General features: G+C 73.2%; 16 protein-coding genes and 1 tRNA gene. 13 read left to right on the top strand and 4 right to left on the bottom strand.

From position 1 onward, the window contains the following. Positions 1-101 precede the first annotated feature (101 nt). The 7 genes from ACIRRU_RS21170 to ACIRRU_RS21140 all read left to right on the top strand — a co-directional run bounded on the left by ACIRRU_RS21170 (position 102) and on the right by ACIRRU_RS21140 (position 7,689). Positions 102-1,580: an SCO3242 family prenyltransferase gene (locus tag ACIRRU_RS21170; protein ID WP_403682734.1), complete on the top strand. Its 1,479-nt coding sequence runs from the start codon at positions 102-104 to the stop codon at positions 1,578-1,580. Then, on the top strand, positions 1,577-2,464 hold the full coding sequence (locus tag ACIRRU_RS21165) for a sugar phosphate isomerase/epimerase family protein (RefSeq protein ID WP_403682731.1): 888 nt from the start codon (positions 1,577-1,579) through the stop codon (positions 2,462-2,464). Before ACIRRU_RS21170 ends, ACIRRU_RS21165 begins: the two co-directional genes overlap by 4 nt. Beyond that, positions 2,458-3,102: an EboA domain-containing protein gene (locus ACIRRU_RS21160; protein WP_403682729.1), complete on the top strand. Its 645-nt coding sequence runs from the start codon at positions 2,458-2,460 to the stop codon at positions 3,100-3,102. Before ACIRRU_RS21165 ends, ACIRRU_RS21160 begins: the two co-directional genes overlap by 7 nt. Continuing rightward, a complete protein-coding gene (locus tag ACIRRU_RS21155; protein ID WP_363200199.1) occupies positions 3,102-3,950 on the top strand; it encodes a TatD family hydrolase in 849 nt (282 codons plus the stop codon). The genes ACIRRU_RS21160 and ACIRRU_RS21155 overlap by 1 nt, the downstream gene beginning before the upstream one ends. A 4-nt stretch (positions 3,951-3,954) precedes the next feature. Beyond that, positions 3,955-5,130: a metabolite traffic protein EboE gene (gene eboE, locus ACIRRU_RS21150; RefSeq protein WP_403682727.1), complete on the top strand. Its 1,176-nt coding sequence runs from the start codon at positions 3,955-3,957 to the stop codon at positions 5,128-5,130. Then, positions 5,127-6,557, top strand: coding sequence for a nucleotide pyrophosphatase/phosphodiesterase family protein (locus ACIRRU_RS21145; RefSeq protein ID WP_403682725.1), 1,431 nt, complete (start codon positions 5,127-5,129; stop codon positions 6,555-6,557). Before eboE ends, ACIRRU_RS21145 begins: the two co-directional genes overlap by 4 nt. 64 nt (positions 6,558-6,621) lie before the next feature. Then, positions 6,622-7,689 (top strand): sugar phosphate isomerase/epimerase family protein, encoded by a 1,068-nt coding sequence (locus ACIRRU_RS21140; protein ID WP_403682722.1) that lies wholly within the window; start codon positions 6,622-6,624, stop codon positions 7,687-7,689. Positions 7,690-7,775: 86 nt separating this feature from the next. Here the strand turns inward: ACIRRU_RS21140 and ACIRRU_RS21135 are convergent, their stop codons facing one another. Further along, positions 7,776-9,080 carry a DUF2254 domain-containing protein gene (locus ACIRRU_RS21135; RefSeq protein ID WP_403682720.1) on the bottom strand — a complete coding sequence of 435 codons (1,305 nt, stop codon included), beginning with the start codon at positions 9,078-9,080 and terminating at the stop codon, positions 7,776-7,778. 190 nt (positions 9,081-9,270) lie between these two features. Here ACIRRU_RS21135 and ACIRRU_RS21130 point away from each other — a divergent pair. From ACIRRU_RS21130 to rbsD, 6 genes are all read left to right on the top strand, one after another. Then, positions 9,271-9,355: transfer RNA gene (locus tag ACIRRU_RS21130), tRNA-Leu, on the top strand. A 220-nt stretch (positions 9,356-9,575) separates the two neighbouring features. Next, entirely contained in the window at positions 9,576-10,592 is a 1,017-nt protein-coding gene (locus tag ACIRRU_RS21125; RefSeq protein WP_403682717.1) for a LacI family DNA-binding transcriptional regulator, read from the top strand. Continuing rightward, positions 10,589-12,199 carry a sugar ABC transporter ATP-binding protein gene (locus tag ACIRRU_RS21120; RefSeq protein ID WP_403682714.1) on the top strand — a complete coding sequence of 537 codons (1,611 nt, stop codon included), beginning with the start codon at positions 10,589-10,591 and terminating at the stop codon, positions 12,197-12,199. Before ACIRRU_RS21125 ends, ACIRRU_RS21120 begins: the two co-directional genes overlap by 4 nt. Further along, positions 12,189-14,144, top strand: coding sequence for a substrate-binding domain-containing protein (locus ACIRRU_RS21115; RefSeq protein ID WP_403682712.1), 1,956 nt, complete (start codon positions 12,189-12,191; stop codon positions 14,142-14,144). The genes ACIRRU_RS21120 and ACIRRU_RS21115 overlap by 11 nt, the downstream gene beginning before the upstream one ends. A gap of 158 nt (positions 14,145-14,302) precedes the next feature. Continuing rightward, entirely contained in the window at positions 14,303-15,226 is a 924-nt protein-coding gene (locus tag ACIRRU_RS21110) for a ribokinase (protein WP_403682710.1), read from the top strand. Next, positions 15,223-15,612, top strand: a complete 390-nt coding sequence (gene rbsD / locus ACIRRU_RS21105; RefSeq protein WP_403682708.1) for a D-ribose pyranase — start codon at positions 15,223-15,225, stop codon at positions 15,610-15,612. The genes ACIRRU_RS21110 and rbsD overlap by 4 nt, the downstream gene beginning before the upstream one ends. A 33-nt stretch (positions 15,613-15,645) precedes the next feature. On the opposite strand, the gene sph is transcribed toward rbsD, so the two are convergent. The 3 genes from sph to ACIRRU_RS21090 form a co-directional block, all read right to left on the bottom strand. After that, positions 15,646-16,641 carry a sphingomyelin phosphodiesterase gene (gene sph / locus ACIRRU_RS21100; RefSeq protein WP_403682705.1) on the bottom strand — a complete coding sequence of 332 codons (996 nt, stop codon included), beginning with the start codon at positions 16,639-16,641 and terminating at the stop codon, positions 15,646-15,648. A 235-nt stretch (positions 16,642-16,876) separates the two neighbouring features. Next, a complete protein-coding gene (locus ACIRRU_RS21095; protein ID WP_403682703.1) occupies positions 16,877-17,506 on the bottom strand; it encodes a class F sortase in 630 nt (209 codons plus the stop codon). Between the two features lie 87 nt (positions 17,507-17,593). Further along, positions 17,594-18,013, bottom strand: a complete 420-nt coding sequence (locus ACIRRU_RS21090; RefSeq protein ID WP_403682700.1) for an LPXTG cell wall anchor domain-containing protein — start codon at positions 18,011-18,013, stop codon at positions 17,594-17,596. Positions 18,014-18,106: the final 93 nt, after the last annotated feature.

Here is an 18,106-nt window from a genome sequence, read left to right as displayed (position 1 = left end):
ACGGTTACGCACACGGCGGGGTCCCGATCCCCGCCACCCAGGACAGCCTGTCCGGTCCGGGCGGGACTGCGCCCGCACCGGACAGGCCCGGACCCCGCCCCATGGACCGGAGCGCAGGACGGAACGGCGCGACGGACGCGGGTACGGGCAGGGGCGCCGGCCCCGACCGGAACACCGGCGTCGATCCCTCCGGTTCCGATTCCGGTTCCGGCACTGGCGTCGGTGTGGGTGCCGGCGTCAGCGGTCGACCGGCCTCGTCCGCCCCCCGGGGCACAGACGCCGGCCGGGCCGTGGACACCGACGGGGGCGCGGTCGCCGAGCGGGGCACACCCCGGCAGCGACTGCGCGCCTGGGCGGAACTGCTGCGCGTGTCGGCGCTGTTCTCCGTGCCCGGCGACGCCCTGGCGGGCGCGGCGGCGGTGGGCCGTCGGCCCGGCCGGGGCACCGCGCTGGCGATCGGCGCGTCGCTGTGCCTGTACGAGGCGGGGATGGCCCTCAACGACTGGGCCGACCGCGACGAGGACGCGGTGGACCGCCCGCACCGCCCCATCCCCTCGGGCCGGATCAGCCCGGCCGCGGCTCTGGGCGCGGCCGGAGCGCTGACGGCGGCGGGCCTGGCCCTGGCCGCTCGGGCCGGACGCCCCGCGCTGAGAGTCGCCACGGGCCTGGCCGCCACCGTCTGGGCGTACGACCTGCGCCTCAAGCACACGAAGGCGGGCCCGGCGGCGATGGCGGCCGCCCGCTCCCTGGACCTGCTGCTGGGTGCGGTCGCGGCCGCGGCGCCCGGGAGGTCGGCCACCGCTGCGGTGGCACACGGTCGGCGCGGAGCTCCCGACAACGTTGCCGTGACACCCGGCCCGGCCATGCCGCCCGAGCCCGCGGCACGGCCGCGCGGCGGACTGGCGGCCGGTCTGCCCGCGCTTCCCGCCGCCCTGGTGCTCGGCGCCCACACCTACGGGGTGACCGCCGTGTCACGCCACGAGACGCAGGGCGGCTCCACCGGAACGCCGCTGGCGGTGCTGGCCACCACCACGGGGCTGGCGGCGGCCGTCGCGGGGGAGTGGCTGGGACGAGGAGCCGAGCGCCCCGGTGCGCCCGGCGTTACCGGCGGCCGCGCGGTGTTCGGCGGCCTCGGCGCTCCCGGCACGGCGACGGCCGACACCGCACCCTGGGACGGCCACCCCATGGCCGGACCCTGGGGCGGTCACCCTGCGGCCGGACCCTGGGGCGGTCACCCCGCGAAGCCCACCGCATCCGGCGCGTTCGCGGGCTCCGCCGCTTCCGGCGCGTTCGCCGTGCCGCGCCTCGGAGACCTGCTGAGCGGGGTCCACGACCTCGTCCGCCTGCTGCCCCTCGCCTTCACCGGGGCCTACCTCCGGACCGCCGGGCCGCCCCTCCTGCACGCCGCGCTCAACCCGTCCCCGCCGCTGACCCAGCGGGCGGTCGGCGGGGGCATCCGGGCCATGATCCCGCTCCAAGCCGCGCTCGCCGCCCGCTCGGGGTCGCCGCTCACCGGTCTCGCCGTCATGGGGCTCGTCCCCCTCGCCCGCACCCTCGCCCGGAAGGTGAGCCTCACATGACCCTCCACCTCGGCTACGGCACCAACGGGCTGACCGACCTGCGCCTCGACGACGCGCTGGGCCTCCTCGCCGACCTCGGCTACGAGGGCGTCGGACTGACCCTCGACCACATGCACCTAGACCCCATGGCCCCGGACCTCGCCGAACGCACCCGCCAGGTCCGGCGCCGGCTCACCTCCCTCGGTCTGCGGGTCACCGTGGAGACCGGCGCCCGCTACGTCCTGGACCCGCGCCGCAAACACGGGCCGTCCCTGCTCGATCCGGACCCCGATGCCAGGGCCGCCCGGACCGCCCTGCTCGTCCGGGCCGTCGACGTGGCCGCCGAACTCGGGGCCCACGCCGTGCACTGCTTCAGCGGCATCACCCCGCCCGGCACCTCGACGGACACCGCGTGGAAGCGCCTCACCGAAGCGCTCACCCCCGTCCTCGAAGCCGCCGACCGCTCCGGCATCCCCCTCGCGATCGAACCGGAACCCGGCCACCTCCTCGCCACCCTCGCCGACTTCCACCACCTCAGGGGCCTCCTGCACGACCCCGGGACCCTCGGCCTCACGCTCGACATCGGGCACTGCCAGTGCCTGGAGGACGCCACCCCCGTGGAGTGCGTCCGGGCCTCCGCCCCCTGGCTGCGCCACGTCCAGATCGAGGACATGCGGCGCGGGGTCCACGAGCACCTCCCGTTCGGGGACGGGGAGATCGACTTCCCGCCCGTGCTCGCCGCCCTCGCCGCCTCCGACTACCGGGGCCTCACCGTCGTGGAACTGCCCCGCCACTCCCACGCGGGCCCCGAACTCGCCCGCGAATCCATCGCGTTCCTCCGCGACGCGATGACCCGCGACACCGCCCCGCACCGCGCCGCGACGGCGGGAGGCGCCCCGTGCTGACCTCCAGGGAAGACCTCGACGCCGACCTCGACGCCCCCGCCCGCGCCTGGCTCGCCGACGCCCTCGCCGCCGCCGCGGACCACGCCACGCCCGCCGAGCCCGGGACAGGTGCGCCCGCCACCGCGGGGTCCGCCACCCCGGTGTGGGAACTGCGGTACGCCGCGGCGGGCCGGCACTGCGGTCAGCGAAACGCCGACTCCGTACGCGCGCTCCTCCTGATCGAGGCCCGTCCCTCCCGCACCGACGTCGTCCGGCTCTACGAACAGGGCACCGCCGCCGAACGCCGCGCCGTCCTGCTCACCCTGCACCTCCTCGACCTCGGGGACACCGCCCTCCCGCTCGTCGAGGACGCCCTGCGCACCAACGACACCCTGCTGGTCGCCGCGGCCGTCGGCCCCTACGCCGCCGCCCACCTGGACCAGCACGCCTGGCGGCACGCCGTGCTGAAGTGCCTGTTCACCGAGGTGCCGGTGGCGGCTGTCGCCCGGCTCGGCGAACGCGCCCGGGGAGACGCCGAACTCGCCCGGATGCTCAGCGACTTCGCCGCCGAACGCACCGCCGCGGGACGCGCCGTCCCCGAAGACCTGCGCACCGTCCTCGCCCTCACCGCCCCCGCCGCCCCCACGGAGGAGTCCTGATGCGCATCTTCGACCCCCACATCCACATGACGTCCAGGACCACGGACGACTATCAGGCGATGTACGACGCGGGCGTCCGCGCCCTCGTGGAACCCTCCTTCTGGCTCGGCCAGCCCCGCACCTCGCCCGCCAGCTTCTACGACTACTTCGACGCGCTGCTCGGCTGGGAGCCCTTCCGCGCCTCCCAGTACGGCATAGCGCACCACTGCACGCTCGCCCTCAACCCCAAGGAGGCGAACGACCCGCGCTGCACCCCCGTCCTGGACGCCCTGCCCCGCTATCTCGTCAAGGACTCCGTCGTCGCCGTCGGCGAGATCGGCTACGACTCGATGACCCCCGCCGAGGACCACGCCCTCGCCGCCCAGCTCCAGCTCGCCGCCGACCACGGGCTGCCCGCCCTCGTCCACACCCCGCACCGCGACAAGCTGGCCGGTCTGCACCGCACCATCGACGTCATCCGCGAATCGAACCTCCCCCCGGAGTTCGTCCTGCTCGACCACCTCAACGAGACCACCGTGCGGGCCGCCGCCGACAGCGGCTGCTGGGCCGGGTTCTCCATCTACCCGGACACCAAGATGGACGAGGACCGGATGGTCACCATTCTCCAGAACCACGGCACGGAGAAGGTCCTGGTGAACTCGGCCGCCGACTGGGGCAAGAGCGACCCGCTGAAGACCCGCAAGGTCGCCGACGCCATGCTGAAGGCCGGATTCACCGAGGACGACGTCGACCAGGTCCTGTGGCGCAACCCCGTCGCCTTCTACGGCCAGAGCGGCCGCCTCCAGCTCGACGTCCCCGCCCCCGACACGCTCCACGAGGGCAACTCCATCCTGCGCGGCGGGGAGTGAGGCGATGCGCTTCCGCCACCCGGACGGCTCCACCGTCCACCTCGCCTATTGCACCAACGTCCACCCCGCCGAAAGTCTGGCCGGCGTCCGCGCCCAGCTCCGCGACCACTGCGAACCCGTACGCCGACGGCTCGGCCGGGACCGGCTCGGCATCGGCCTGTGGCTCGCCCGGGACGCCGCCCGCACCCTGATCAACGACCCCGCCGAACTCCGCGCCCTGCGCGCCGAACTCGACAGCCGCGGCCTGGAAGTGGTCACCCTCAACGGCTTCCCGTACGAGGGATTCGGCGCCGACGAGGTCAAGTACCGGGTCTACCGCCCGGACTGGACCGAACCGGACCGGCTCGCCCACACCACCGACCTCGCCCGCCTCCTCGCCGCCCTGCTCCCGGACGACGTCACCGAGGGCAGCATCTCCACCCTGCCGCTCGCCTGGCGCACCCCCTACGACGGCGACCCCGAGGCCGCCCGCACCGCGCGCGCCGCCCTCACCACCCTCGCCCAGCGCCTGGACGCCCTCTCCGAACTGACCGGGAAGTCCATCCGGATCGGCCTCGAACCGGAACCGGGCTGCACGGTCGAGACCACCGCCGACGCCATCGCCCCGCTCACCGACGTGGCCCACGACCGCATCGGCATCTGTGTCGACACCTGCCACCTCGCCACCTCCTTCGAGGACCCCGGCACCGCGCTCGACGCCCTCAACGCCGCCGGGGTCCGGGTCGTCAAGTCCCAGCTCTCCGCGGCCCTGCACGCCGAGCACCCCCACCTGCCGGAGGTCCGCACCGCGCTCGGCGCCTTCGCCGAACCGCGCTTCCTGCACCAGACCCGCACCAGCACCGCCGCCGGGCTGCGCGGCACCGACGACCTCGACGAGGCGATCGGCGGCCGGGCGCTGCCCGACTCCACCCCCTGGCGCGCCCACTTCCACGTACCGCTGCACGCGCCCCCCGCGCCGCCGCTCACCTCCACCCTGCCCGTGCTCCGCACCACGCTCGCCCGGCTCGTCGGCGGACCCGTGCCGCTGACCCGCCACCTGGAGGTGGAGACGTACACCTGGCAGGCGCTCCCGCCCGAGCTGCGGCCCCGCACCCGCACCCAGCTCGCCGACGGCATCGCCGCCGAACTCACCCTCGCCCGCGACCTCCTGGTCGACCTCGGTCTCAAGGAACTGCCATGAGCACGGACAGCACGGACAGCACGGCCCACTCGCGGCGCGCGGAGGACGGCGGCGGCCCCACCCCCCTCCTCGTCCTCGACGTCGTCGGCCTCACCCCGCAGCTCCTGGCCCACATGCCCCACCTCGCGGCGCTCGGCCGCCAGGGCGCGCAGGCCCCCCTGTCCACCGTGCTGCCGGCCGTCACCTGCGCCGCCCAGTCCACCTTCCTCACCGGAACCATGCCCGCCGAACACGGCATCGTCGCCAACGGCTGGTACTTCCGCGAGCTGGGCGACGTGCTGCTGTGGCGGCAGCACAACGGACTCGTCGAGGGCGACAAACTCTGGGACGCCGCCCGCCGCGCCCACCCCGGCTACACCGTCGCCAACATCTGCTGGTGGTACGCGATGGGCGCCGACACCGACTGGACGGTCACCCCGCGCCCCGTCTACTACGCCGACGGCCGCAAGGAACCCGACTGCTACACCCGTCCGCCCGCCCTGCACGACGAACTGACCGACAAACTCGGCACGTTCCCCCTCTTCCACTTCTGGGGGCCCGGCGCCGACCTCGTCTCCTCCCAGTGGATCATCGACGCCACCCGGCACATCATCGCCACCCGCACCCCCGACCTCGCGCTCTGCTATCTGCCGCACCTCGACTACGACCTCCAGCGCTTCGGCCCCGACGACCCGCGCTCCCACCGGGCCGCCGCCGAACTGGACCGGGCGATCGCCCCGCTGCTGGCCGACGCCCGCGCCGAGGGCAGGACCGTGGTCGCGCTCTCCGAATACGGCATCACCCGGGTGAACCGCCCCGTCGACATCAACCGCGCCCTGCGCCGGGCGGGCCTGCTGGAGGTCCACACCCAGGACGGCATGGAGTACCTGGACCCGATGGCCTCCCGGGCCTTCGCGGTCGCCGACCACCAGCTCGCCCACGTCTACGTACGCCGCCCCGAGGACCTGGAAGCGACCCGGGCCGCCCTCGCGGACCTGCCCGGTATCGACCAGCTCCTGGACGACGAGGGCAAGAAGGCGCACCACCTGGACCACCCCCGCTCCGGGGAGCTGGTCGCCGTGGCGGAGAAGGACGCCTGGTTCACCTACTACTACTGGCTCGACGACGCCCGCGCGCCCGACTTCGCCCAGCTCGTCGAGATCCACCGCAAGCCCGGCTACGACCCCGTCGAGCTGTTCATGGACCCCGAGGACCCCTACGTCCGGGTCAAGGCCGTCTCGGCGGTCGCCCGCAAGAAGCTCGGGATGCGCTACCGCATGGCGGTCGTCCCGCTGGACCCCTCACCTATTCGCGGCAGCCACGGCCGCCTCCCCGAGAGCGACGACGAAGGTCCGCTCATCCTCTGCTCCACCCCCCACGCGTTCACCGACCGGGTCAGGGCCACCGAAGTGAAGTCCCTGCTCCTCCAGCTTGCCGGACTGCACTGACATTCCCCGTCACGCGTCCGGTACCGCACCGCACACCCATGTCACCCAAGGGAGTCACGCGAACATGAGCCGCACCTCCAAGGACACCGAACTCGCCCGCAGACTGAGCCGCCGCAACGTCCTCGGCGTCGCCGCCGGAGCCACCGCGGCCACGATCATCGGCGCCACGAGCGCGCAGGCCGCCGACCGCGGCCAGGGACACGGCCACGGACACGGGCATGACCACGGGCACGGCAAGGGCAAGCCCGTCCTGCCGCCCGGCCGCCTCGGCATCCAGCTCTACAGCCTCCGCGACAAGATCTCCACGCTCGGTTTCGCCCCCGTCTTCGCCGAGCTGGAGAAGTACGGGTACGACGAGATCGAGCTCGCGGGCTACACCCAGGGCTCGGCCGGCCCGATCACCCTGGCCCAGCTCAAGCGGCTGGCCAAGGACCACGGCCTGAACCCGATCGGCAGTCACGTCGGCTACTACGACGACAACAACCCCGGCGCCTACACCTTCGCCCAGAACCTGGAGAAGGTCCTCGACGACGCCCAAGCCCTCGGCCTCAAGCACATCGGAACGGCCGCGGGCCCCTTCCGCTACGGCTCCACCGTCGACGGCTGGAAGCGGGCCGCCGAGGACTTCAACACCTACGGGGCCGCCGCCCGCAAGCGGGGCATGAAGTTCTACCAGCACAACCACGCCGAGGAGTTCTCCTTCGCGACCGACAAGCCCAACGTGCGCCTGTACGACGTGCTGCTGGCCGAGACCGACCCGGACCTGGTCTACCTGGAGATGGACATCTACTGGGCCTACTGCGCCCAGTTCCGGTTCAGCAAGCGCGTCGACGGCACCCCGGCCCCGCTCGACCCGCTGAAGTACGTCCTCAAGCACCCCCACCGCTACCCGCTCTTCCACGTGAAGGACGGGGTCCGCGACGAGACGACCCGCGACGGCTACCGCATGTCGGACGTGGGCGACGGGGACATCGACTACAAGACGTTCCTGTCCAAGGTCACCAAGCGCACCCACCACGGCCGCAGCTACCACCACTGGCAGGCCGAGCACGACAACCCGGTGGACTCGCTCGCCTTCGCCCGCAAGTCCAGCGAGCACCTGCACTCGCTGCGCGAGGGCCGCTGCGGCTGACACCCCCGCGGGCCCGGGTCGCCGGAACCCACCGGCGGCGCGGGCCCGCGTCCGCAGCCGATACCCCTTGAGAGAAGCCCTGGCCGCTACCCGATGCCCTGCCGGTCCGGGAGGAGGGCGAACGTCCGGTCGGCGGGCACCGGAACCGCGCGCTCCACGGTCTGGACCAGCAGCGCGCGATGCCGGAGCAGCGGCTGCCTGCGTCCCGCAGGGGCGAGCAGCAGCAGATCGTCCAGCCCCGCCATCAGCCGCCGCGTCACCTGCGGACTGCCCGCCACGCACCAGCGGATCTCCTCGAAGCCCAGATCGACCAGATCCGCCCACCCCGGCCCCTCCTGCACCAGCCGCACCCGCCCGGCCCGGTCCCGGTGGTGGACCGTCCCGAGCGGCAGCCGCACCACGACGGCGAGGAACTGAACGATCCGGTCCAGGCACTGGACGGCGGTGGTCGGGTCGTTCACGGACGTCGACAGGGCCCGCAGGGCGATGTCGGTGAGCTGACGCAGCCCGAACGCCAGGTCCTGGTGCAGGGTGCGCTCCACCGACACGGAGACCGCGGACCGCAGCCGGTGCCGCGGGGGTGCGTCCCCGCCGTGGACGGCGAACATCGGCGTCCCCGCCACCACGAAGTCGCCGATCCGGGGGATGAGCCGCAGCACGACGCCCTGCCGTCGCGCGGCCCGCACCAGTCGCGCCGTGTTCACGTCCCGCAGCACCCCGGCCGGTCCCTCGTACATCACCCGCGCGGTCTCCGGCCCCGGGTCGTCGTCGCCCTCCGGCCCCCACGGCATCCTGCCGAGCACCCGGAAGGAGTCCCGCGCGATCCGGTCGACGACCGGCCCGACCTGCATCAGCCGCAGCGTCGAGCTGACGTACATGACGAAGAGCAGCAGACTCGCCGCGACCAGCAGCAGGATCAGCAGGCTCTGCAACAGCGGCACCGACGTCACCCGCCGCGGGTCCGTCTCGCCCTCGTACGAGGACAGCACCAGCAGCGAGAACAGGAACGTCGCCAGGAACACCGTCAGCGTCAGTTTGCTGATCCGGCTCCGGACGAAGATCCGCACCACCCGGGGCGTCAGCTGCCCGCTCGCCATCTGCACGGCGACCATCGAGATGCTGAAGACGACACCGATGAAGGTCATCATCGCCGAGCTGATCGTGGTGACGATCGTCTTCGTGTCCTGCGAGAAGGACATCAGCCCGGCCAGTTCGTCGTACGCCCCCTCCCGCTGGAACAGGGAGACGACCTGGTCGTCCACCTCGGAGGCGATCAGCCACAGCACGAACACGCTGACGAACCCCGCGGTCGGGGCGAACCAGAACGTGTCGCGCAGATGCTCGCGCAGCGGGGACAGCGGGCGGGGCCGACGGTAGCCGCGATCACTCATGGACGCGAAGGTAGCCCCGCGACCCCCGCGGACCGCGGAGGCGCAGCCCCCGCCGACTCCTCGCGCCGCACCCCACGACACCGCACTGACCACCGGCTATGCACGGGTTAAGCAGGTGAAACACGCTCCGAACCCCTGGTATGGTTTTCAGTGTCGCCGCGGGGAACACACCGCGAACGACAGGCACCTTGTCCGGGTGGCGGAATGGCAGACGCGCTAGCTTGAGGTGCTAGTGCCCTTTATCGGGCGTGGGGGTTCAAGTCCCCCCTCGGACACAGACGAAGACCCCAGCTCAGCTGGGGTCTTCCGCGTTTCCCGGGGGCCGGCGCCCGGCGCAGCCCCGATCACGATCCGGTCTCGGACGCGCGGCAGGGGCTTGCCTTCGGTCGTGTAATCGATTCCAATCGCGTGTGTAATCGATTCCATGGCGTTGGTGACGAGCCGGACCGTCCAGGGTTTCGAGAGGTACGGAAACCACAAGGAGGTGGTCCGGGGATGGCGGGCATCAAGGATGTCGCGGCCGCGGCGGGCGTGTCCGTCGCCACCGTCTCGCGGGTGCTGAACAGTCACCCGTCCGTCAGCGCCGAGGCGCGCACCCGGGTGCGCGCCGCCGTCGAGACGCTGGGCTACCGGCCCAACGCGGTGGCCCGGTCGTTGCGCACCGCGCAGACCCGCACCCTCGGGCTGGTCATCAGTGACGTGCTCAACCCGTACTTCACCGAGCTGGCCCGCTTCGTCGAGGAGGAGGCCCGCGCCCTCGGCTACAGCGTCATCATCGGCAACGCCGACGAGCGGCCCGAGCTCCAGGACCACCACATCCGCACCCTGGTCGACCGCAGGATCGACGGGCTGCTCGTCTCGCCCGCCGACGGCGGGTCCCCGCTGATGGGGGAGGTGGCCCTGAGCGGTACGCCGATGGTCTTCGTCGACCGCTGGATCCCCGGCATCGACGTCCCCGTCGTCCGAGCCGACGGCACCGGTGCGGTCAGAGAGCTGGTCGGCCATCTCCACGGCCTCGGCCACCGCAGGCTCGCCATCATCGCCGGGCCCGCGGCCACCACCACCGGCAACGAGCGCGTCGAGGCCTTCCGGGACGCGCTGGACGGGCTGGGGCTCGCCCTGCCGGACGCCTACATCGGGCAGGGCGACTTCCAGGCGGCCAGTGGACGCCGGGCCACCGAGGGGTTCTTGGCACTGCCCGAGCCGCCCGAGGTCGTGTTCGCCGCCGACAACCTGATGGCGCTCGGCGCGCTGGACGCGATCCGGGCGCACGGGCTGCGCGCACCGGACGACATCGCCCTCGCCGCGTTCGACGACATCCCGTGGTTCGTCCACACCGATCCGCCGATCACCACCATCGCCCAGCCGACCGCGGACCTGGCACGGGCCGCCGTACGCGCGCTGGCCGACCTGATCGAAGGACGGACCCCGCGGTCCGTCACCCTGCCCGCCCGCCTCGTCGTACGCCGGTCGTGCGGCGCGGCCGCACCGAACCAGAGGAGCGAGCGGTGACCGTATCGCAGAAGCGACCGCCGACCGGGCCGGAGGGACAACCCGCCCGCCACCCCGAGGAGTTGCTGCGCGTCGAGGGACTGCGCAAGACCTTCCCCGGTGTGGTGGCGCTCGACAACGTCGACTTCGACCTGCGCGGCGGCGAGGTCCATGTGCTGCTCGGCGAGAACGGCGCGGGCAAGAGCACCCTCATCAAGACGCTCTCCGGCGCCTACCGCCCCGACCGCGGCCGCATCCTGGCCGAGGGCCGCGAGGTGCGCATCGCGAACGCCCAGGACGCCGAACGCCTCGGTATCGCCACCATCTACCAGGAGTTCAACCTCGTCCCCGACCTCACCGTCGCCGAGAACATCTTCCTGGGCCGCCAGCCCCGCCGCTTCGGCCTCGTCGACCACCGCCGGATGCGGGAGGACGCACGCGAACTGCTGCGCCGGGTCGGGGTCGACGTCGCGCCCGACGCCAAGGTGCGCGACCTCGGCATCGCCCGGCTCCAGATGGTGGAGATCGCCAAGGCGCTCAGCCTGGACGCCCGGGTTCTGATCATGGACGAACCGACCGCCGTCCTCACCTCCGAGGAGGTCGACAAGCTCTTCGCGATCGTGCGCCACCTGCGCGCGGACGGCGTCGGGATCGTCTTCATCACCCACCACCTGGAAGAGATCGCCGCACTCGGCGACCGCGTCACCGTCCTGCGCGACGGCCGCAGCGTCGAGCAGGTCCCGGCCGCCACCCCCGAGGACGAGCTGGTCCAACTCATGGTCGGGCGCAGTATCGAGCAGCAGTACCCGCGCCAACGCCCCGGCGCGGGCGAGGCGTTGCTGTCCGTACGCGGACTGACCCGGGACGGCGTCTTCCACGACATCAGCTTCGACGTGCGCGCCGGGGAGGTCGTCGGCCTCGCCGGACTCGTCGGGGCCGGGCGTACGGAGGTGGCGCGCGCCGTCTTCGGGGCCGACCCGTACGACACCGGTACCGTCGACGTCCGCGGCGAGCGCCTCGCCCGGCACGACGTCCCCGCCGCGATGGGCGCCGGACTCGGCCTCGTTCCCGAGGACCGCAAGGGCCAGGGCCTCGTTCTCGACGCCTCCGTCCAGGAGAACCTCGGGCTGGTCACCCTCCGCTCGGCGACCCGCTCCGGTCTGGTCGACCTCAAGGGGCAGCGCACCGCCGCCGCCCGGATCGCCCGGCAGCTCGGCGTCCGCATGTCCGGCCCGGACCAGCAGGTGCGCACCCTGTCCGGCGGCAATCAGCAGAAGGTCGTCATCGGTAAGTGGCTGCTGGCCGACACCCGCGTCCTCATCCTCGACGAGCCCACCCGGGGCATCGACGTCGGCGCGAAGGTCGAGATCTACCAGCTCATCAACGAGCTGACGGCCTCCGGCCACGCCGTCCTGATGATCTCCAGCGATCTGCCCGAAGTCCTCGGCATGAGCGACCGGGTCATCGTCATGGCCCACGGCCGCATCGCCGGGGAACTCCCCGCGGACCAGGCCACCCAGGACGCGGTGATGGCCCTCGCCGTCGGCACCGCGACCACCGACCGGGGCCCCGCCCCCACCGAACACCCCGCGACGCAGCAGGAGAAGGAGGGCCCCCGTGGCCACTGAGACAGCCAAGAGCGACCCGGGGGCGGGCGGAGTCTCCGTGCTGCGCCGCGTCCTGCTCGACAACGGGGCGCTGAGCGCCCTGGTCGTCCTGGTGGTGGCGATGTCACTGCTCTCCGGCGACTTCCTGACCACCCAGAACCTGCTGAACGTCGGCGTCCAGGCCGCCGTCACCGCCATCCTCGCCTTCGGCGTCACCTTCGTCATCGTCTCGGCGGGCATCGACCTGTCCGTCGGTTCGGTGGCGGCCCTGTCCGCCACGGTCCTGGCCTGGTCCGCGACCTCCGCCGGAGTGCCGGTCGTCCTCGCCGTCGTCCTCGCGATCGTCACGGGCATCGCCTGCGGCCTCGTCAACGGGGCGCTCATCTCCTACGGCAAACTCCCGCCGTTCATCGCCACGCTGGCCATGCTGTCGATCGCCCGGGGGCTCTCCCTGGTCATCTCCCAGGGCAGCCCGATCGCCTTCCCCGACTCCGTCTCCTGGCTCGGCGACACGCTCGGCGGCCGGCTCCCCGTCCCGGTCCTCGTGATGATCGCGATGGGTCTGATCACCGCGCTGATCCTCGGCCGTACGTTCATCGGCCGCTCCATGTACGCGATCGGCGGCAACGAGGAGGCCGCCCGGCTGTCCGGTCTGCGTGTCAAGCGCCAGAAGGTCGTCATCTACGCCCTGTCCGGCCTCTTCGCCGCCGTCGCGGGCATCGTCCTGGCCTCCCGCCTCGTCTCCGCCCAGCCGCAGGCCGCCCAGGGGTACGAACTCGACGCCATCGCCGCGGTCGTCATCGGCGGCGCCAGCCTGGCGGGCGGCGTCGGCAAGGCCTCCGGCACCCTGATCGGCGCGCTGATCCTCGCCGTGCTCCGCAACGGCCTCAACCTGCTGTCCGTGTCGGCGTTCTGGCAGCAGGTCGTCATCGGCGTCGTCATCGCGCTGGCCGTCCTGCTCGACACGCTGCGGCGCAAGGCCGGTTCGGGGGCGGCCTCCCCGGCCGGGACGGCACCCGGCGCACCCGGGTCCGGACGCCGGGGAGCCCTGAAGTTCGCCGGGGCCGCCCTCGCCGTGGCGGTCGTCGTCGGCGGGGTCTCCTACCTCAACTCCGGCTCCTCCGGCGGCACGACGAAGGTCGGCATGTCCCTCTCCACCCTCAACAACCCCTTCTTCGTGCAGATGCGGCAGGGCGCCGAGGCCGAGGCGAAGAAGGCGGGCGTGGAGCTCACTGTCACCGACGCCCAGAACGACGCCTCGCAACAGGCCAACCAGCTCCAGAACTTCACCAGCTCGGGCGTGTCCTCGATCATCGTCAACCCGGTCGACTCGGACGCCGTCGGACCCGGTGTCCGGAGCGCCAACAAGGCGGACATCCCGGTGGTCGCCGCCGACCGCGGGGTGAACAAGGCCGACACCGCCACGCTCGTCGCGTCCGACAACGTGGCGGGCGGCAAGCTCGCCGCGGACGCGCTGGCCGACAAGCTCGGGGGCGAGGGCAGCATCGTGATCCTCCAGGGCACGGCGGGCACCTCCGCCAGCCGGGAGCGCGGCGCCGGATTCGCCGAGGGCCTCAAGGCCTACCCGGGCATCAAGGTGGTCGCCGAGCAGCCCGCCGACTTCGACCGCACCAAGGGCCTGGACGTCATGACCAACCTCATCCAGTCCCACCCCGGCATCACCGGCGTCTTCGCGGAGAACGACGAGATGGCGCTCGGCGCGGCCAAGGCGCTCGGCTCCCGGGCGGGGAAGTCCGTCGCGGTCGTCGGCTTCGACGGAACTCCCGACGGGCTGAAGGCGGTCGAAGCGGGCACGCTCTACGCGTCGGTGGCGCAGCAGCCCGCCGAACTGGGCAGGATCGCGGTGCGCAACGCCGTCAAGGCGGCGAAGGACGAGAAGGTCGAGAGCACGGTGAAGGTGCCGGTCAAGGTGGTCACCCGGGAGAACGTCGCCGACTTCTCCTGAACCGGCCGCGGCTCCCGGCCCGTCGCCCCTGACCCCTGACCCCTGGTCGCTGGTCCCTGGAGCACCGTTCGCCGTTCACAGCCCTGACCCTGCCCCCCTGGCCGCCGGCACACGGCCACGAACCCCGTCCCCGACCGACGAAAGCGGGAAGTACGCCCATGCAGGACAACGCCCCCGGCGACCCCTACGACCTGCTGGTCGTCGGGTCGGCCAACGCCGACTTGGTGATCGGCGTCGAGCGCCGCCCCGCGCCGGGCGAGACGGTGCTCGGCTCCGACCTGTCCGTCCATCCGGGCGGCAAGGGCGCCAACCAGGCGCTGGCCGCCGCCCGCCTCGGGGCCCGTACGGCCCTGCTGGCCCGGGTCGGCGACGACGGGCACGGCCGCCTCCTGCTGGAGACCCAGCGCGCGGCGGGCGTGGACACCGGCGGTGTCCTGGTCGGCGGGGCGCCCACGGGTGTCGCGCTGATCACCGTCGACCCCTCGGGTGACAACAGCATCGTCGTCTCGCCGGGCGCCAACGGCCGCCTGAGCCCGGAGGACGTCCGGGCGGCCGCCCCACTGCTGGCCGCCGCGCGGGTGATCTCCGTACAGCTGGAGATCCCGCTGGACACGGTCGCCGAGGCGGTACGCGGCCGGGGGCCGGACACCCGGCTCGTGCTCAACCCCTCCCCGCCCGCCCCGCTCCCCGAGGAGGTGCTGGCGGCCTGCGATCCGCTGGTGGTCAACGAGCACGAGGCGCGGTACATCCTGGGCGACGCGGCGGGCCGGACCCCGCAGGAGTGGGCCCCGGCCCTGCTCGCGCTCGGTCCGCGCTCGGTGGTGGTCACCCTGGGCGCGGCCGGGGCCCTGGTGGCGGACAGCCGTACCGGCTCCCTGGACCACCTGGTCAGCCCGGAGGTGGAGGCCCTGGACACGACCGGGGCCGGGGACGCGTTCACGGCAGCCCTGGCCTGGCGGCTGGGCCGTGGCGACGCCCTGCGGGAGGCGGCGGCGTTCGCGGTGCGGGTGGGCGCGGCGGCGGTCACGGGACGGGGGGCCCAGGAGTCCTTCCCGACGCTGGAGGAGGTCGACGCGCTGTGAAGAAGTCGGGCATCCTCAATCGTCACCTGGCCGGTGCCATCGCCGAACTGGGCCACGGCGACGGGGTGCTGGTCTGCGACGCGGGCATGCCGATCCCGCCGGGGCCGCGCGTCGTGGACCTGGCCTTCCGGGCCGGGACCCCGTCGTTCGCCGAGGTCCTGGACGGTCTGCTGGACGAGCTGTCCGTGGAAGGCGCCACGGCCGCCCGGGAGGTCCACGACGCCAACCCGGGGGCCGCGGCGCTCCTGACGGCCCGCTTCCCCGCCCTGGTCTCGGTCCCGCACGACGACCTGAAGGCGCTCACCGCGACGGCCCGCCTGGTGGTGCGGACGGGCGAGGCGCGGCCCTACGCGAACGTGCTGCTGAGGTGCGGGGTCTTCTTCTGAAAGTCCTCCGCAGCGGGCGGCGAGGTGGCGTGGCTACCGGGCGGAGCCGATCACCGGGTAGTGGTCGGAGAGATCGGTGTACGTGTAGCTCTTGCCCCAGCTGGAGACGGTCCAGGGGGCGCTGCTCTCCTTGACCACGTCGTTCGTCCAGCCGGACGGCTTGGCGTGGCCCTTGCGGTGCAGGACGTGGTCGAGGTCCTCGCGCGGGTCGTCCGGGTAGCGCTCGGAGGCGATGGAGTTGTCCCGGGTGTCGAAGGAGTACGGGTGGCCCGTGTTGCTGTCCGGGGCGCTCAGGTCCGCGTCGGAGAGGAAGGAGGCGTACTCGGCGGAGTGCCGGTCGACGTTGAAGTCGCCCGCCACGACGACCTGTTCGGAGGCGGGGATGTCCTTCGCGTCGAGGAACGCGTCCAGGGCCTTGAACTGGCGGCTGCGTGTCCGCGCCGCCTCACCTGCCGCGCAGCCCGGATCGGTGGACTGCGCGTGGGTGCCGACGACGTGGACCCGGGCGCCGTCGACGTTCAGCACCACATAGGCGAAGCCCTTGTTGGACCACCAGTCGGCGCCGCAGGCGTCCTGGTAGACGTACTGCTCCTTACGCACGATCGGCCACTTGCTCAGGACGGTGACGCCGCCGTCCTCGGGTGTGGCCGCCGCGTACGAACCGCCCGTCGCGTCCCAGCCGCTCTTGCTCCGGCCGACGACCGGCGTCTGGTGCGGATACCGTGCGGCGGCGTTGCGCAGCAGGGCGTCCGAGCTGCCGTTGTCGAACGCCTCCTGGACGACCACGACGTCGTTGCCCTGGAAGAACGAGGACTTGGGGATCTCCGCCGCCCGGTGGTCCTGGCCCCAGTTGGGGTAGAGGGTCTTGCTGAACAGGAACGCGTTGTACGAGAGCACCCGCAGCGAAGGGGTACCGGAGGCGGGGGCGCCGACGGCCGCGGCCTGCGGCGAACTCACGGCCAGGGTGGCGGCGGCGAGTGCGGCGGACAGGGCCACGCCGGTCAGACGGCGGAACGCGGTGTTCGGCACGAGGTCTCCTGCGGTCGATGGGGGCGTACCAGGTGTTCCCATCCAAGCAGCGGCGGTTACCCGCCGGTAGACATGGGATGCCGTCAGTCTGTCCGGCCGGATGCCATCAGGGTCGGGGTCCGGTCCGGGTGCAGCGGCCGACGTCCCTGACCGACCCGGCCCGGCCCGGCCCTGTCCGTCCCGGCCCTGTCCGTCCCGGCCCTGTCCGGCCTGGCCCTCACCACCACGGACCGGATCAGCTCGGCTCCGCGTACACGATGAGGTTGTCGACGGGGTGCCCCTCGGCGTCGAACGCGCCGTCGCAGGTGACCAGTCGCAGCGTGCTGCCCGCGGTGGCACCGTAGACGCGCTGGGTGGGGAACGCCTTCTTGCTGACGGTCTCCATCCCCGTCACGGTGAAGCTCAGCGACGCCCCGTCTCCGCCCCGGACGATGACCTCGGCACCCTTGCGGACGTCCTTGAGGTCGTGGAAGACGGCGCGGCCGAAGCGGGTGTCGTTGTGACCGATCAGCACGGCCGGTCCGGGGCGGCCGGGTACGGCTCCGCCGGTGTACCAGCCCGCCGTCATGCCCTGCTCGGCGGGCGGGACCTCGACCGTACCGTCCTGGTTGAGCCCCAGAGGCATGAGGGAGCTGCGGATCTTCAGAGAGGGGATGGACACCTCGGCGGGCGCGGGGGCGTTCTCGGCGTCCCGCTGCCCGTGCGTCTCGGCGGGGGCCGCGGCCGAGGGCGCCGGGGCGGACGCCGCCGGGGGTGCGGTGGCCGGTGGTGCCCCTCCCGCACAGGCCGTCAGAGCCGCGAAAGCAGCAACCGCGGTGACGAGAAGGGCCGTTCGGGGGCGGCGGGCGGATCGGGGGGCGCGCATGAGGGCTCCAGGGTGTTCACCGGTGTGGCGCCGTCCCGGTGCGGGACGGCGCCACGGTCGGTGCGCGGGGTGCGAGGTGAGCGGAGGTCAGCCGTTGCGGCGGCGCAGCACGAGGGTGCCCGCGCCCGCGAGCAGCGCGGCACCGGCCACCGACCCGGCGAGGGCCGTGGCGGCGCCGGTGCTGTCGGCGGCCGGGCGTTCACCGGCCGCCACACCGCCGCGCGGGGCGGCTTCGGCCGCCGCCTTCCGCTTGGCCTCGGTGGGTGTCGGCCGGTCGCCCGCGGCGACACCGCCGCGCGGGGCGGCGGAGGGCCGGGCCTCGTCGGCCTTCGCGGCCTCGTCGGCCTTCTGTCGCTCCGGCGACGGCTCCGTGGCGCTGTCGGCCGGTGCCGAGGGCCGCGGGGTCGCGTCGGCGAAGGCGGCGGTGGACGGGATCAGCACCGCACCGGCCGCGACGGCGGCGAGCACGGCGGTGCGCAGGGAGAGGCGGGTGGTCACAGCGGTCATACGGATGGCTCCATTTCCTACGTCGCCCGCGGCGTACCCGGATGCCGTGGTGCACCGGGTGCGGGGCTGGGAGCCAGGCTGACCGGAAGGTGT

Source organism: Streptomyces sp. NPDC101181 (assembly GCF_044767975.1).
Lineage (GTDB): Bacteria > Actinomycetota > Actinomycetes > Streptomycetales > Streptomycetaceae > Streptomyces.
Note: the sequence above shows the minus strand (reverse complement) of the source record. Positions and strands in the feature narration are given on the sequence as shown.

What these genes read in the sequence shown, in the direction of transcription:
- ACIRRU_RS21170 (WP_403682734.1), top strand. Translation starts at nt 102, where the DNA reads ATGGACCGGAGCGCAGGACGGAACGGCGCGACGGACGCGGGTACGGGC.
- ACIRRU_RS21165 (WP_403682731.1), top strand. Translation starts at nt 1,577, where the DNA reads ATGACCCTCCACCTCGGCTACGGCACCAACGGGCTGACCGACCTGCGC.
- ACIRRU_RS21155 (WP_363200199.1), top strand. Translation starts at nt 3,102, where the DNA reads ATGCGCATCTTCGACCCCCACATCCACATGACGTCCAGGACCACGGAC.
- eboE (WP_403682727.1), top strand. Translation starts at nt 3,955, where the DNA reads ATGCGCTTCCGCCACCCGGACGGCTCCACCGTCCACCTCGCCTATTGC.
- ACIRRU_RS21145 (WP_403682725.1), top strand. Translation starts at nt 5,127, where the DNA reads ATGAGCACGGACAGCACGGACAGCACGGCCCACTCGCGGCGCGCGGAG.
- ACIRRU_RS21140 (WP_403682722.1), top strand. Translation starts at nt 6,622, where the DNA reads ATGAGCCGCACCTCCAAGGACACCGAACTCGCCCGCAGACTGAGCCGC.
- ACIRRU_RS21135 (WP_403682720.1), bottom strand. Translation starts at nt 9,080, where the DNA reads ATGAGTGATCGCGGCTACCGTCGGCCCCGCCCGCTGTCCCCGCTGCGC.
- ACIRRU_RS21125 (WP_403682717.1), top strand. Translation starts at nt 9,576, where the DNA reads ATGGCGGGCATCAAGGATGTCGCGGCCGCGGCGGGCGTGTCCGTCGCC.
- ACIRRU_RS21110 (WP_403682710.1), top strand. Translation starts at nt 14,303, where the DNA reads ATGCAGGACAACGCCCCCGGCGACCCCTACGACCTGCTGGTCGTCGGG.
- ACIRRU_RS21095 (WP_403682703.1), bottom strand. Translation starts at nt 17,506, where the DNA reads ATGCGCGCCCCCCGATCCGCCCGCCGCCCCCGAACGGCCCTTCTCGTC.
- ACIRRU_RS21090 (WP_403682700.1), bottom strand. Translation starts at nt 18,013, where the DNA reads ATGACCGCTGTGACCACCCGCCTCTCCCTGCGCACCGCCGTGCTCGCC.